We start from the raw sequence: 15,390 nt of genomic DNA, 5'->3' as shown, positions 1-15,390 counted from the left end.
GTTTTTTTAATGCCCCGCTTTACATATATTTGCATTAATAAAATAATTGTAATTATAAAGTTAAATATCGGTAATTTGTATTTAATAAATACGATCGATATTGTTACTTTATTCGCTTGGTGCTCCCTTTTAATTAACTGTTTTAGCGGAGGATGCGGAAAAAATTCAACTCATTTGTTAATTTTTAAAATTTATTTTTATTTGGATAATCAAATATTTACTCCGTATTTGCATAAAAACCATGCGAGTTACGGGCCTATAAGCCAGGCGAGATATGATCTATATCAATTTCTCATCTATAATGCTTTGTTAGTATCTCGTCGCCGACTTAATAAAGAGAGAGTTAGTGTGAAAGCTGACAACCCTTTTGATCTTTTACTTCCTGCAGCAATGGCCAAAGTGGCCGAAGAGGCAGGTGTCTATAAAGCAACGAAACATCCGCTTAAGACTTTCTATCTGGCGATTACCGCCGGTGTTTTCATCTCAATCGCATTCGTCTTCTATATCACAGCAACCACTGGCACAGGAACAATGCCCTTCGGCATGGCAAAACTGGTTGGCGGCATTTGCTTCTCTCTGGGGCTGATTCTTTGTGTTGTCTGCGGAGCCGATCTCTTTACTTCCACAGTGTTGATTGTTGTTGCTAAGGCGAGTGGGCGCATCACCTGGGGTCAGTTGGCGAAAAACTGGCTAAATGTCTATTTTGGCAACCTGGTCGGCGCACTGCTGTTTGTACTTTTAATGTGGCTTTCCGGCGAGTATATGACCGCGAATGGTCAATGGGGACTAAACGTCCTACAAACCGCCGACCACAAAGTGCACCATACTTTTATTGAGGCCGTCTGCCTTGGTATCCTGGCAAACCTGATGGTATGTCTGGCAGTATGGATGAGTTATTCTGGCCGCAGCCTGATGGATAAAGCGTTCATTATGGTGCTGCCGGTCGCGATGTTTGTTGCCAGCGGTTTTGAGCACAGTATCGCAAACATGTTTATGATCCCGATGGGTATTGTAATCCGCGACTTCGCATCTCCGGAATTCTGGACCGCTGTCGGTTCTGCACCGGAAAATTTTTCTCACCTGACCGTGATGAACTTCATCACTGATAACCTGATTCCGGTTACGATCGGTAATATTATCGGCGGTGGTTTGTTGGTTGGGTTGACATACTGGGTCATTTACCTGCGTGAAAACGATCACCATTAATGGTTGTCGAAGTACGCAGTAAATAAAAAATCCACTTAAGAAGGTAGGTGTTACATGTCCGAGCTTAATGAAAAGTTAGCCACAGCCTGGGAAGGTTTTACCAAAGGTGACTGGCAGAATGAAGTAAACGTCCGTGACTTCATTCAGAAAAACTACACTCCGTACGAGGGTGACGAGTCCTTCCTGGCTGGCGCTACTGAAGCGACCACCACCCTGTGGGACAAAGTAATGGAAGGCGTTAAACTGGAAAACCGCACTCACGCGCCAGTTGACTTTGACACCGCTGTTGCTTCCACCATCACCTCTCACGACGCTGGCTACATCAACAAAGCGTTGGAAAAAGTTGTTGGTCTGCAGACTGAAGCTCCGCTGAAACGTGCTCTTATCCCGTTCGGTGGTATCAAAATGATCGAAGGTTCCTGCAAAGCGTACAACCGCGAACTGGACCCGATGATCAAAAAAATCTTCACTGAATACCGTAAAACTCACAACCAGGGCGTGTTCGACGTTTACACTCCGGACATCCTGCGTTGCCGTAAATCCGGTGTTCTGACCGGTCTGCCAGATGCTTATGGCCGTGGTCGTATCATCGGTGACTACCGTCGCGTTGCGCTGTACGGTATCGACTACCTGATGAAAGACAAATACGCTCAGTTCACCTCTCTGCAGGCTGATCTGGAAAACGGCGTAAACCTGGAACAGACTATCCGTCTGCGCGAAGAAATCGCTGAACAGCACCGCGCTCTGGGTCAGATGAAAGAAATGGCTGCGAAATACGGCTACGACATCTCTGGTCCGGCTACCAACGCTCAGGAAGCTATCCAGTGGACTTACTTCGGCTACCTGGCTGCTGTTAAGTCTCAGAACGGTGCTGCAATGTCCTTCGGTCGTACCTCCACCTTCCTGGATGTGTACATCGAACGTGACCTGAAAGCTGGCAAGATCACCGAACAAGAAGCGCAGGAAATGGTTGACCACCTGGTCATGAAACTGCGTATGGTTCGCTTCCTGCGTACTCCGGAATACGATGAACTGTTCTCTGGCGACCCGATCTGGGCAACCGAATCTATCGGTGGTATGGGCCTCGACGGTCGTACCCTGGTTACCAAAAACAGCTTCCGTTTCCTGAACACCCTGTACACCATGGGTCCGTCTCCGGAACCGAACATGACCATTCTGTGGTCTGAAAAACTGCCGCTGAACTTCAAGAAATTCGCCGCTAAAGTGTCCATTGACACCTCTTCTCTGCAGTATGAGAACGATGACCTGATGCGTCCGGACTTCAACAACGATGACTACGCTATCGCTTGCTGCGTAAGCCCGATGATCGTTGGTAAACAAATGCAGTTCTTCGGTGCGCGTGCAAACCTGGCGAAAACCATGCTGTACGCAATCAACGGCGGCGTTGACGAAAAACTGAAAATGCAGGTTGGTCCGAAATCTGAACCGATCAAAGGCGACGTCCTGAACTACGATGAAGTGATGGAGCGCATGGATCACTTCATGGACTGGCTGGCTAAACAGTACATCACCGCACTGAACATCATCCACTACATGCACGACAAGTACAGCTACGAAGCCTCTCTGATGGCGCTGCACGACCGTGACGTTATCCGCACCATGGCATGTGGTATTGCTGGTCTGTCCGTTGCTGCTGACTCCCTGTCTGCAATCAAATATGCGAAAGTTAAACCGATTCGTGACGAAGACGGTCTGGCTATCGACTTCGAAATCGAAGGCGAATACCCGCAGTTTGGTAACAACGACCCGCGTGTAGATGACCTGGCGGTTGACCTGGTAGAACGTTTCATGAAGAAAATTCAGAAACTGCACACCTACCGTGACGCAATCCCGACTCAGTCTGTTCTGACCATCACTTCTAACGTTGTGTATGGTAAGAAAACTGGTAACACCCCAGACGGTCGTCGTGCTGGCGCGCCGTTCGGACCGGGTGCTAACCCGATGCACGGTCGTGACCAGAAAGGTGCTGTAGCATCTCTGACTTCCGTTGCTAAACTGCCGTTTGCTTACGCTAAAGATGGTATCTCCTACACCTTCTCTATCGTTCCGAACGCACTGGGTAAAGACGACGAAGTTCGTAAGACCAACCTGGCTGGTCTGATGGATGGTTACTTCCACCACGAAGCATCCATCGAAGGTGGTCAGCACCTGAACGTTAACGTGATGAACCGTGAAATGCTGCTCGACGCGATGGAAAACCCGGAAAAATATCCGCAGCTGACCATCCGTGTATCTGGCTACGCAGTACGTTTCAACTCGCTGACTAAAGAACAGCAGCAGGACGTTATTACTCGTACCTTCACTCAATCTATGTAATTAGTTTTGACTGAAATCGTACAGTAAAAAGCGTACAATAAAGGCTCCACGAAAGTGGGGCCTTTTTTAGCACGAGAGCCTTTTTTGTCAGCTATCTATACTTTAAGGTGACTGCCAAAACAGACTCGACGTAGCCTTCGAGCTGCGCACCAACACGGCCTCAGATGGGCCACATCTGGAGAAACACCGCAATGTCAGTTATTGGTCGCATTCACTCCTTTGAATCCTGTGGAACCGTAGACGGCCCGGGTATTCGCTTTATCACCTTTTTCCAGGGCTGCCTGATGCGCTGCCTGTATTGTCATAACCGCGACACCTGGGACACGCATGGCGGTAAAGAAGTTACCGTTGAAGATTTGATGAAGGAAGTGGTGACCTATCGCCACTTTATGAACGCTTCCGGCGGCGGCGTTACCGCATCCGGCGGTGAAGCAATCCTGCAAGCTGAGTTTGTTCGTGACTGGTTCCGCGCCTGCAAAAAAGAAGGCATTCATACCTGTCTGGATACCAACGGTTTTGTTCGTCGTTACGATCCGGTGATTGATGAACTGCTGGAAGTAACCGACCTGGTAATGCTCGATCTCAAACAGATGAACGACGAGATCCACCAAAATCTGGTTGGAGTTTCCAACCACCGCACGCTGGAGTTTGCTAAATATCTGGCGAATAAAAATGTGAAGGTGTGGATCCGCTACGTTGTTGTCCCAGGCTGGTCTGACGATGACGATTCAGCGCATCGCCTCGGTGAATTTACCCGTGATATGGGCAACGTTGAGAAAATCGAGCTTCTCCCCTACCACGAGCTGGGCAAACACAAATGGGTGGCGATGGGTGAAGAATACAAACTTGATGGTGTTAAACCACCGAAGAAAGAGACCATGGAACGCGTGAAAGGCATTCTTGAGCAGTACGGTCATAAGGTAATGTTCTAATTTCCCCGTAAAGCGGCAACTTTATTGAGTTGCCGCTTTGTTATTCCGCGCTTCATTCTGCTACAGCGTTTTTAACACATCTTATAGTGCATCTACCATATCCCGTACCTGAGATAATAACGACTGATAATAGCTCGCGTGAAGTTCTTCTCCATCGAATACCACTGTATTACACAAGAAAGTGACATCGGCATCTTCAATACCAAGATAACTGCACATATTTATCAAATAATCGCTTATATTTTTTTCCCAGCCCATCTGGACAAATGATTCTTTGTCTCCTCCAACCAGCGCCACCCAACGAACTTTATTGAATGGTAATTTGTGCCCATCTCCATAAGCCAGCCCATTATTCCATACTCTGTCAATATATCCTTTTATCATTGCTGGGAAGTTGTACCACCAGAGAGGAAAAACCACCACTAACGTGTCATGTTCAAGCAGCTCTGAATAAAGCTGATGAACATCTGGAGAATAACGTTTATCCATATTCTTCCAGTCTGGTTCATCTTCCGGCGTCATCACCGGGTTGAAATTACGCCGATATAAATCGAGTTCCGTCACCTGTATTTTCCGCTCCATTGCCCGCTGATGGATCGCATCAGCAATATGTGCGGTCAATGAATCATGACGAGGATGGGCCCATACCAAATAAATACGTTCAGACTGCATAATTTTACCTCCACGTTAAGTTCTGGAGCGCACTTTACGCAGGCGGCATCATCCTGTAAACGTGATGATTCAGGATGAGTTAATGAAGGATTTTCACTAATGCGGATGAATATGTCTGACTTTGCCACTTTCTTTGCCGTGGCCCGTAATCAAAGCTTTCGTGCAGCAGGCGATGAGTTAGGCTTATCTTCGTCCGCCATTAGCCATAGTATTAAAACACTGGAACAACGTCTTAAAATTCGCTTATTCAATCGGACAACCCGAAGCGTATCGTTAACGGAAGCGGGTTCTAATCTCTATGAACGATTGCGCCCAGCTTTCGACGAAATTCAGATCATGTTAGATGAGATGAATGATTTTCGTCTGACACCGACAGGTACGCTCAAAATCAATGCCGCCCGGGTAGCTGCACGTATATTTTTAATACCTTTACTGGTTGGTTTCACACGTGAATATCCTGATATTAAAGTCGAGCTCACAACTGACGACTCTCTTGTTGATATCGTCCAGCAGGGCTTTGACGCTGGCGTTCGACTTAGTGGCATCGTCGAAAAAGATATGATCAGCGTGGCGATCGGCCCGCCAGTGAAATTATGTGTAGCAGCAACGCCAGAGTACTTTGCAAGATATGGCAACCCCCGCCATCCTCATGATCTGCTTAATCATCAATGTGTTGTTTTTCGTTATCCCAGCGGCAAACCTTTCCACTGGCAATTTGCAAAAGAGCTGGAAATTGCTGTCGCAGGAAATATCATTCTGGATGATGTTGATGCTGAACTGGATGCCGTTTTGATGGGTGCTGGTATCGGGTATCTGCTTTATGAACAGATCAAGGAGTACCTTGATACCGGTCGTTTAGAATGTGTACTGGAAGACTGGATCACAGAGCGTCCAGGCTTCCAGATCTATTACCCAAACCGCCAGTATATGTCCTGCGGCTTGCGCGCATTTCTCGATTATGTAAAAACGGGTCAGATCTGCCAGAGTCAGCGTCACCGACCACAATAATTATTTGCTATTCGCTTTACGCGCCAGCAGCGGGAATATCAGCCCTAATCCCACCAGCACAAACGGCGTTGCAACATTCAGCGCCAACTGGAATGTCCACTCTGCGGTGAAGGCTTCCATTTTCGGGAAAATACCAGTCAGGCAGGCAAAAGCGGTAAAGGCAAAACACCAAATTCCGACGGTCATTGCCAGCGGCTTATTACGAATAAAGACATATTCCGGCTTATATTTCTGCGCCAGGCGAACAACTGCAATAAATGCAACAAATACCCATAAATAACGCAGCGGCATCACTACCGAGTTAAGATTCAACAGCCATTTATAGAGATTGTTCATATCACCAATGCCGAGAGTCGGCAGCATTATCAGGATCGCCACCAGCACCAGGGTCAGAAAATAGCCATTAACGGGCGTACCAGAAGCGTTGGTACGACATAAACTGGCTGGAATATATTTGCTGTCAGCATCGCCTAATAACACTTTAAGCGGCGCATCAATCGAGAATACCAGCGCAGCTACTTGTCCTAGGGTATTCGCAATGGCATAAATCACCATTAAAGTATTACCCATGTTGTAATATTCGCCCAGCTTCTGAAAGGCGTAATACTGACCGTTAGTCATTAAGTCATCCGGGATATTACGCGAGTCAAACATCATCCCCATCGCCAGTGAGCCCAGAATGGCACAAACCGCAACCATCACCGCCAGGCATAACATCCCTTTTGGAAATTCTTTTCCTGGGTTGCGCGTTTGATTAACGTAAGGAGAAATCTTCTCTGCTCCGCCAACCGCGAAAACCAGCATTGAAATAGTGGTAATGTAGGTAAAGTCGATATGAGGAATGAACGTTTCCCAGGTAATGTTTGTGGTCGCAATATGCACTTCAGTAATCGCAGGCGCGGTTACCGCCATCGCCACATACAGGAGCGACATAACAAACATCGCAATCCCTGCCACAGAACCGACGATTTTCAGCGATTTCATACCGCGTGAAGCAACCCACATAAAGAAGACAAACAGCACCAGCGTTAACCCCTGTAACGCTACGACGGAATATTCTTTGATTAACGAACCGTCGCCTTTCATCGCCCAACCGAGCGCAATCAGTATTGCCTGGGGTTTTTGTGCCAGATAGGGAATATGCACTACCCAGTAGGTCCACGCGGCGAGGTAAGCCAGTCCGGGTCCCATCGTGTGTTTAATCCAGGTACTGACCCCGCCCTTCCCATCTTTGAAGGTCGAGCCTAACTGACCAACAATTAGCGCATAAGGTGTGAAATAGAGCGCAAATATAAACACCCATGAAAAAACAACCACCAGCCCCTGGTTGGCGTAGTTATTAACAACGTTGCCAAAACCCCAGACAGTGATAAAAGACATCAGCGCAATGTTGTACCATCGCAGCTGTTTTTCCTGAACATTCCCAGCCATAGACAAATCCTTCGCCAAAATTAAAGGGGCATCTGTAAAACGAGGGATTATGCGCGGCAAATAAGAAGTGCGGAAATAGCGAAATGCAAAATTATAACCTGCTGCACATTTTATTTTGAAACGAATAAAATTTTGAAAAAAGCAAGTCAGAGAGAAGAAACAAAAAAGCAGAGTGTGAAACAGTAAGTTCACACTCTGCGTTAATTCATTTACACGTGAGCAACGGGTTTCGGCGTATGACCGGCGTTGCGAAGCAGCATCAGCAAATAGATAAACGATACGCTGGCGATCATGATAAACAATAAATTATCGGAGAAATTCTGCATTAGCATAGCGGTAAATGACGGGCCAAGCAGACTTCCTACGGTATAGCTCAACAGTAAGGCCTGGTTCATCGCCACCAGTTGATGATGTTCAACTTTCTCGCAAGCCCATGCCATCGCCACCGGATATAGCGTAAAGCCAGCGGCACCGAGGATGAATAACGCTGGGGCCATCGCCGCCTGGCTAAGCATCGCGATACTGCCGAGAATGACGACAAAGACCTGAACACGCAACACCAGCAGTCGACCAAACTTATCCGCCAGACGTCCAATCGGCCATTGTCCAAGGATACCCGCACTGACCAGTACCGCCATCCAGAAACCAATGCTGGCATTGCTCACCCCTTTGTGATTGAGGTACAGCGGCATCAGGCCATATAGAGATCCCAGAACGATTCCTGAGATAATGCAGCCATTCACGCCAAGCCGCGCCTGACGGAGTTTTAGCATGGACGTAATTAACGTCGAATCATGGTTTTCAGCCTGCTGATTCAGCACACGCGTAAACAACAGCGGTAAGATCCCTGCCAACGTCAAACCTGTAACCCACGGCAATACGGACATCAGCTCGGTTGAAACTTTGCTGACCAGTAACTGGCCTAAAAACGTTCCCACGTAATAAACCATCATATACGCAGCAAGCAAACGCCCACGGTTACGTGACGTCCCACTGCACATCAGCGCGCTCTCAACAACCACCCAAATCATGGCACAGCCGACGCCGGCGACAAAACGCCAAGCCAACCAGCTCCAGAATCCAATCATCAGGCCAAGGCCGGCACAGCCAGCGGCAAAAATGAAGGAGGCCAGATAATAGCTGCGGTTAAAGCCAATGCGCTTAATGACATACCCTGTCAGCAATGTACCGACCAGGTTGCCGGTAAAATAGGATGAGCTGACAACGCCTACCTGCCATGTGGACATATGTTCCTGGGCGAGCCAAAGCGGCACGAGTGTATTTAACACTGCGATCGCCAAAGTCAACAAAAGCAGGCCAGACAGCAAAAGCATGACAGGCCGGGTATACGTGGACATGAATTAAAACCGTGAGGAAGTTCAAATTTCATGCGCATCATGCCACCGCCAAAAACATTGTCAATGGGTGAAAATACGCGCATATCGCAGCTGAGGTATTATCGATTTATATTACTCATTCATAACGCTAATGCTGGAGAGACGATTAATCTCATCTGATTGTTTTTATTGATCTAACACAAATTTCATACGCTTCGTTCAGTCGAAAAATTTCATGGTCACAGCAAACTCATATTTCCCGTCTATGCTTTCAGAGCAATGCATCGCGTCTGACCGATTTCAGACGTACCGCTGACTCTCGAAAGGAGAAGAGGATGACCAAACCGTATGTTCGTCTTGATAAAAATGATGCTGCCGTTTTGCTTGTTGATCACCAGGCTGGTTTACTTTCCCTTGTACGGGATATCGAACCCGATAAGTTTAAAAATAACGTGCTGGCGCTGGGCGACCTAGCTAAGTATTTCAACTTACCTACTATTCTTACCACCAGTTTTGAAACCGGTCCTAACGGCCCATTAGTTCCAGAACTGAAAGCACAGTTTCCCGATGCACCTTACATTGCTCGCCCGGGAAATATTAACGCCTGGGATAACGAAGATTTTGTAAAAGCTGTCAAAGCGACAGGTAAAAAACAGTTAATTATTGCCGGTGTGGTAACCGAAGTTTGCGTGGCATTCCCGGCGCTTTCAGCCATTGAAGAAGGGTTTGACGTCTTTGTCGTGACTGACGCGTCAGGGACCTTTAATGAAATTACCCGGCATTCGGCATGGGATCGCATGTCGCAAGCTGGTGCGCAATTGATGACATGGTTCGGCGTGGCGTGCGAGCTGCATCGCGACTGGCGTAATGATATTGAAGGACTGGCGACGTTGTTCTCTAACCATATTCCTGATTATCGTAATTTGATGACCAGTTATGACACGTTAACGAAGCAGAAATAAAAGAGAACCGGGGCCGAAACCCCGGTTGTTATGATTAGCTTGCGACGGCCATCCCCACGGTCATATGCAAACCATAGAATACGCCACGACCGATTAATTCCCCTGCCAGAAGCAGAATGAATGATACGGAAAGTAGCGGAACCGCAGGCTGATAACCTTTTAGCTGTGGTGCAATCCACAAGCACAGGGCAACAGCCAAAAGCACGATCCGCCAGGACATCAGCGCACCATAGTCCGGCACCAGCGCTGCGGCCTGCTGCACAGAGCTATGAATAGTCGCCAGCTCTGCGCCCTGCATCACTGACACCACGCCACTCACTACCAGGGCCAGTACAGAAATAGCTGGCAGCAGACGCATCGCCCAGCCATCGACGCCAGCCAGACTCAGCAACAGGTAACCCAGTAACGGGCCGCCCATGAACATCGTCAGGAAGAAGCCCATCGGTGTCCAGATGCTGTACCAGGTGGGTACGGTATCGATGCTGTTATAGACACGCACCATCATCCAGACAAAGACTACGCCAAGAACCATCGTCACCACCAGCCACAGCGTACGCAATGCCGGTGACAGCTTTTTCAGCATTGCCAGTAACCAGCCGATGCCACCAACAGCAAAAAAGATCGAACCGCTGGCGATTTCGTTACTGAGTGCTGAAGCCCCTACCCGGTTGAGCGAGTTAAAGGCGCGCATCGGTGAACCAAGATGAAGCATAGAGGCGATAAAGCCAATACCCATCAGCACCCATAAGCCAAACATGCAGGCAATAACACGCTGCTGGGCTTCTGCTCGCAGGTCGCCTTTGAGCAGCGCCAAAGCCAGAACGATAAAACCACCCGCTACACATTGCCCGAAGACCGTGAAGATCATCAGCGGCCATTCATGCCATCCACTTCCCATCTCACACCTCCTTCGGGTTTGCCAGGTAGCCAGTGGTATCCCCGGTCGGGCGGCTGTTGGCATTGGGTTTGATCACAATATTCGGTTTGGTAAAGTGAGCTCGCGGCAACGGCGCAACAGCCGCCAAATCGCCATGTTTTTTACGCAGCTCGTCGATAGGGCCGAAATCCAGCGCCCGCAGCGGGCAGGATTCTACGCAGATCGGTTTTTTCCCCTCCGCAACACGGTCATAACAACCATCGCATTTGGTCATATGGCCTTTCGTTTCGTTATATTGCGGTGCGCCGTACGGGCAAGCCATATGGCAGTAACGGCAGCCAATGCATACATCTTCATCGACCACAACAAAACCATCTTCACGTTTATGCATCGCACCGCTCGGGCAGACTTTAGTACAAGCCGGATCTTCGCAGTGGTTACATGAAATCGACAGATAGTAGGCAAACACGTTCTGGTGCCAGACACCGTTATCTTCCTGCCAGTCGCCGCCAGCATATTCATAAATGCGGCGGAAACTGACTTCTGGCGTCAAATCTTTGTAGTCTTTACAAGCCAGCTCGCAGGTTTTGCAACCGGTGCAACGGCTGGAATCAATAAAAAATCCATACTGGGTTGTCATCGGTTACTCCTTACACCTTTTCAACCTGAACAAGGTTTGTATGTGACGGATTCCCCTTAGCGAGAGGAGACGGACGTTGAGTGGTCAGTACGTTGATACAACCGCCCTTATCGACACGTTTTGCATCCGGGTCATACCAGGCACCTTCACCCAGTGCGACCACACCCGGCATCATTCGTGGCGTCACTTTCGCCTCAATATGAACCTCACCACGGTCGTTAAAGATCCTGACCTTATCGCCGTTGTTGATACCGCGTTTTTGTGCATCAAACGGGTTGATCCACATTTCCTGACGGCAAGCTGCTTTCAGCACATCAACGTTGCCGTAAGTTGAGTGAACGCGAGATTTGTAGTGGAAACCCGTAAGCTGCAGCGGATATTGTTTGTTCAGCGGATCCTGATAACTTTCAAAGCCCGGCGTGTAGATCGGCAGTGGATCGATCACGTCGCCTTCTGGCAATTCCCAGGTCGCGGCAATGTCAGCCAGCGCCTGCGAATAAATCTCAATTTTACCCGATGGCGTGGTCAGCGGATTTGCCTGCGGATCTTAACGGAAAGCTTTATAAGCAACGTGATGCCCTTGTGGGTCGCGCTTTTTAAAGATCCCCTGCTTGCGGAACTCTTCAAACGTTGGCAGTTCAGGAATCGCTTCCCGCGACTGGGCATACAGATGCCGCATCCACTCTTCCTGTGTACGGCCTTCAGTAAACTGTTGCTCAACGCCAAGACGTTTTGCCAGTTCGCTGGTCATTTCATAGATGGTCTTACATTCAAAGCGCGGTTTAATCACCTGATCGTTGAAAATCACGTAAGACATATTCCCGCAGGATGCATCCAGTGCAAAGTCCATCTGTTCGGAAGCGGTGCAGTCAGGCAGCAGGATGTCAGCATATTTCGCCGATGAAGTCATGTGGCAGTCGATAACCACAATCAGCTCGCACTTCTTATCATCCTGAAGGATTTCATGGGTACGGTTGATTTCAGAATGCTGGTTAATCAGGCAGTTACCGGCATAGTTCCAGATCATTTTGATCGGCACATCCAGCTTATCTTTCCCGCGCACACCATCACGCAGCGCTGTCATTTCCGGGCCACGTTCAATGGCATCGGTCCACATAAACATCGAAATGCTGGTCTGGATCGGGTTTTCGAGGGTCGGCATACGGACAAAAGGTAAGCTGTATGAACCTTCACGCGCGCCGCTGTTGCCCCCGTTAATACCAACGTTACCGGTCAGAATCGCCAGCATCGAGATAGCACGGGTTGCGATTTCACCGTTAGCGTGACGCTGCGGGCCCCATCCCTGGCTGATAAACGCCGGTTTGGTACTACCGATTTCACGAGCCAATTTGATGATTTTGTCTGCCGGAACACCGGTGATTTGCGAGGCCCATTCCGGCGTTTTAGCCACGCCATCTGGCCCTTCACCCAGAATATAAGCTTTATAGTGACCATTTTTCGGCGCACTGGCTGGCAGTGTTTTCTCGTCGTAGCCAACGCAATATTTATCGAGGAATGCCTGATCAACCAGATTTTCGCTGATCATGACGTACGCCAGACCATTAACCAGTGCGGCATCTGTTCCCGGACGAATGGGGATCCACTCATCTTCACGCCCTGCACCGGTGTCGGTATAGCGCGGATCGATAATGATCATACGAGCGTTGGATTTCTGACGAGCCTGCTCAAGGTAATAAGTCACCCCACCACCGCTCATTCGCGTTTCGCCAGGGTTATTACCAAACAGTACCACCAGCTTACTGTTTTCAATATCTGACGGGCTGTTACCATCCGCCCAGCCGCCGTAGGTATAGTTCAAACCTTCCGCAATTTGCGCGGAAGAGTAGTCACCGTAATGGTTCAGATAACCGCCGCAGCAGTTCATCAGGCGAGCGACCAGGGTATTTCCCGGCGGCCAGGAGCGGGTCATGGTGCCGCCCAGCGTACCGGTACCATAGTTCAGATAGATAGACTCGTTGCCGTACTCTTTGATCAGGCGCTGCATATTGGTCGCGATGATGTCGTAGGCTTCTTCCCAGCTAATGCGCTCGAATTTGCCTTCACCGCGCGCCCCGACTCGTTTCATCGGATATTTCAGGCGGTCCGGATTGTAGACACGGCGACGCATGGAACGCCCACGCAGACAGGCGCGCACCTGGTGCAGGCCGTCATAGTTGTCATCGCCGGTATTATCCGTTTCAACATATTTAATTTCACCGTCCACAACGTGCATACGTAGCGGGCAGCGGCTACCACAGTTAACTGTACAGGCGCTCCAGATTACCTTTTCGTCTGACTTTGCCGGAAGGGCACTATCAACAGCGTGCGCAATCCGACTAAAAGGTAATGTTAATGCGCTGCTGGCCATTGCCAGGCCGCCGATCGCTGTCGTTTTTACCAAACCACGGCGACTCACCTCAGCAGCCAATACCGCATCAGGGATTTTCGTTTTCATAATGGCTCACTCAAGCTTGCTCACGATTGATTCCAGTAACAAACCGTATTGTGTAATTATTTCTATAGCAGTTCGCTATATAGGTTTGTATATATCGAATAATTTGAAAATCAAAGAGATAGGTAGATTTTCACTCGAAAGTAGTATTACGTGTAAGTGAGGAGTAATTATTGTTCGGTATCAAAGGGAGACAAAAAAAGCGCCCGCAGGCGCTTTTTAGATTCAGAAAAATTGGGTATTAGCCAATATATTCCAGTCCGTTCATATACGGACGTAGAACTTCTGGTACTTCAATACGACCATCAGCCTGCTGATAGTTTTCCATTACCGCAACCAGCGTACGGCCAACAGCCAGACCAGAACCGTTCAGGGTATGAACCAGACGGGTTTTCTTGTCCGACTTGCTGCGGCAACGTGCCTGCATACGACGCGCCTGGAAATCCCAAACGTTGGAGCAGGAAGAGATCTCGCGGTAGGTGTTCTGTGCCGGGATCCATACTTCCAGGTCGTAAGTTTTACAAGCGCCAAAGCCCATGTCGCCGGTACAAAGGATGATTTTACGGTACGGCAGGCCCAGCAGTTGCAGGACTTTTTCTGCATGACCAGTCATCTCTTCCAGCGCCGCCATTGAGTCTTCCGGGCGCACGATCTGCACCATTTCAACTTTGTCGAACTGGTGCATACGGATCAGACCACGGGTGTCACGACCATATGAACCTGCTTCAGAACGGAAACATGGGGTGTGGGCGGTCATCTTAATTGGCAGATCATCTTCATCGATGATTTCACCACGTACCAGGTTGGTCAGCGGAACTTCTGCCGTTGGGATCAATGCATAGTTACTGGTGTCTGCTTCTTCTTCCAGCGGACGAGTATGGAACAGATCGCCAGCAAATTTCGGCAGCTGACCCGTACCATACAGCGTGTCCTGGTTAACCAGGTACGGAACATAGTTCTCACTGTAGCCATGCTGTTCGGTATGCAGATCCAGCATAAACTGCGACAGTGCGCGGTGCATGCGAGCGATCTGCCCTTTCATTACCACAAAGCGGGAACCAGTCAGCTTAACTGCAGCTGCAAAGTCGAGGCCAGAGTGCATTTCACCCAGCGTCACGTGGTCACGAACTTCAAAGTCAAACTCACGCGGGGTACCCCAGCGGCTGACTTCAACGTTGTCATTTTCGTCTTTACCTACCGGCACTTCATCTGCAGGCAGGTTAGGGATGGTCAGCGCGATATCGCGAATTTCAGCCTGTAAAGCATCCAGCTCGGCTTTTGCTGCATCCAGCTCTTCGCCCAGTTTGTTCACTTCCAGACGTAAAGGCTCGATATCTTCCCCGCGCGCTTTCGCCTGGCCAATGGATTTCGATCGGGAGTTACGCTCCGCTTGCAGGTTTTCCGTTTTGACCTGCAATACTTTACGACGCTCTTCAAGAGCGCCCAGCTTATCTACATCCAGCTTAAAGCCCCGGCGTGCCAGTTTTTCAGCGACTGCGTCTGGCTCATTACGCAGCAGATTGGGATCGAGCATGC

At 49.1% G+C, this 15,390-nt stretch carries 11 protein-coding genes and 1 pseudogene; 5 read left to right on the top strand and 7 right to left on the bottom strand.

The features are described from left to right. Positions 1–348: 348 nt before the first annotated feature. The 3 genes from focA (at position 349) to pflA (ending at position 4,475) form a co-directional block, all read left to right on the top strand. Complete coding sequence (gene focA, locus BGE37_RS05900) at positions 349–1,206, top strand: formate transporter FocA (RefSeq protein WP_000642546.1); 858 nt, start codon at positions 349–351, stop codon at positions 1,204–1,206. Between the two features lie 54 nt (positions 1,207–1,260). Further along, positions 1,261–3,543: a formate C-acetyltransferase gene (pflB, locus tag BGE37_RS05895; RefSeq protein ID WP_001292814.1), complete on the top strand. Its 2,283-nt coding sequence runs from the start codon at positions 1,261–1,263 to the stop codon at positions 3,541–3,543. Between the two features lie 191 nt (positions 3,544–3,734). Then, complete coding sequence (pflA, locus tag BGE37_RS05890; protein WP_000111043.1) at positions 3,735–4,475, top strand: pyruvate formate lyase 1-activating protein; 741 nt, start codon at positions 3,735–3,737, stop codon at positions 4,473–4,475. Positions 4,476–4,556: 81 nt separating this feature from the next. On the opposite strand, the gene BGE37_RS05885 is transcribed toward pflA, so the two are convergent. Next, positions 4,557–5,147 carry an NAD(P)H oxidoreductase gene (locus BGE37_RS05885; protein ID WP_105287857.1) on the bottom strand — a complete coding sequence of 197 codons (591 nt, stop codon included), beginning with the start codon at positions 5,145–5,147 and terminating at the stop codon, positions 4,557–4,559. 99 nt (positions 5,148–5,246) lie between these two features. Between BGE37_RS05885 and BGE37_RS05880 the strand changes: the two genes are divergently transcribed. Beyond that, entirely contained in the window at positions 5,247–6,155 is a 909-nt protein-coding gene (locus BGE37_RS05880) for a LysR family transcriptional regulator (RefSeq protein ID WP_032183853.1), read from the top strand. On the opposite strand, the gene BGE37_RS05875 is transcribed toward BGE37_RS05880, so the two are convergent. Together BGE37_RS05875 and BGE37_RS05870 are read right to left on the bottom strand one after the other, a co-directional pair. Beyond that, the gene (locus BGE37_RS05875) at positions 6,156–7,586 is read right to left on the bottom strand and encodes an APC family permease (protein ID WP_032183852.1); all 1,431 of its coding nucleotides are present in this window, start codon (positions 7,584–7,586) and stop codon (positions 6,156–6,158) included. A 209-nt stretch (positions 7,587–7,795) separates the two neighbouring features. After that, positions 7,796–8,944: an MFS transporter gene (locus BGE37_RS05870; RefSeq protein WP_105287856.1), complete on the bottom strand. Its 1,149-nt coding sequence runs from the start codon at positions 8,942–8,944 to the stop codon at positions 7,796–7,798. Positions 8,945–9,258: 314 nt separating this feature from the next. On the opposite strand from BGE37_RS05870, the gene ycaC reads away from it, so the two are divergent. After that, positions 9,259–9,885, top strand: a complete 627-nt coding sequence (gene ycaC / locus BGE37_RS05865; RefSeq protein ID WP_000165876.1) for an isochorismate family cysteine hydrolase YcaC — start codon at positions 9,259–9,261, stop codon at positions 9,883–9,885. 34 nt (positions 9,886–9,919) lie between these two features. Here the strand turns inward: ycaC and dmsC are convergent, their stop codons facing one another. From dmsC to serS, 4 genes and pseudogenes are all read right to left on the bottom strand, one after another. Then, positions 9,920–10,783: a dimethyl sulfoxide reductase anchor subunit DmsC gene (gene dmsC / locus BGE37_RS05860; protein WP_000534649.1), complete on the bottom strand. Its 864-nt coding sequence runs from the start codon at positions 10,781–10,783 to the stop codon at positions 9,920–9,922. Position 10,784: 1 nt separating this feature from the next. After that, positions 10,785–11,402: a dimethylsulfoxide reductase iron-sulfur subunit DmsB gene (dmsB, locus tag BGE37_RS05855; protein ID WP_000213098.1), complete on the bottom strand. Its 618-nt coding sequence runs from the start codon at positions 11,400–11,402 to the stop codon at positions 10,785–10,787. 10 nt (positions 11,403–11,412) lie between these two features. Next, positions 11,413–13,857, bottom strand: a pseudogene (gene dmsA / locus BGE37_RS05850) (dimethylsulfoxide reductase subunit A). A gap of 238 nt (positions 13,858–14,095) precedes the next feature. Then, positions 14,096–15,388, bottom strand: coding sequence for a serine--tRNA ligase (gene serS / locus BGE37_RS05845; RefSeq protein ID WP_000886683.1), 1,293 nt, complete (start codon positions 15,386–15,388; stop codon positions 14,096–14,098). Positions 15,389–15,390: the final 2 nt, after the last annotated feature.

Source organism: Escherichia sp. MOD1-EC6300, from assembly GCF_002965045.1.
Taxonomy (GTDB): Bacteria; Pseudomonadota; Gammaproteobacteria; order Enterobacterales; family Enterobacteriaceae; genus Escherichia; species Escherichia coli_F.
This window is presented reverse-complemented; position numbering and strand designations above follow the sequence as displayed.

Coding starts and splice junctions, on each gene's coding strand:
- ycaC (WP_000165876.1), top strand. CDS start 9,259: ATGACCAAACCGTATGTTCGTCTTGATAAAAATGATGCTGCCGTTTTG.
- dmsB (WP_000213098.1), bottom strand. CDS start 11,402: ATGACAACCCAGTATGGATTTTTTATTGATTCCAGCCGTTGCACCGGT.
- serS (WP_000886683.1), bottom strand. CDS start 15,388: ATGCTCGATCCCAATCTGCTGCGTAATGAGCCAGACGCAGTCGCTGAA.
- BGE37_RS05885 (WP_105287857.1), bottom strand. CDS start 5,147: ATGCAGTCTGAACGTATTTATTTGGTATGGGCCCATCCTCGTCATGAT.
- BGE37_RS05875 (WP_032183852.1), bottom strand. CDS start 7,586: ATGGCTGGGAATGTTCAGGAAAAACAGCTGCGATGGTACAACATTGCG.
- pflA (WP_000111043.1), top strand. CDS start 3,735: ATGTCAGTTATTGGTCGCATTCACTCCTTTGAATCCTGTGGAACCGTA.
- pflB (WP_001292814.1), top strand. CDS start 1,261: ATGTCCGAGCTTAATGAAAAGTTAGCCACAGCCTGGGAAGGTTTTACC.
- BGE37_RS05880 (WP_032183853.1), top strand. CDS start 5,247: ATGCGGATGAATATGTCTGACTTTGCCACTTTCTTTGCCGTGGCCCGT.
- dmsC (WP_000534649.1), bottom strand. CDS start 10,783: ATGGGAAGTGGATGGCATGAATGGCCGCTGATGATCTTCACGGTCTTC.
- BGE37_RS05870 (WP_105287856.1), bottom strand. CDS start 8,944: ATGTCCACGTATACCCGGCCTGTCATGCTTTTGCTGTCTGGCCTGCTT.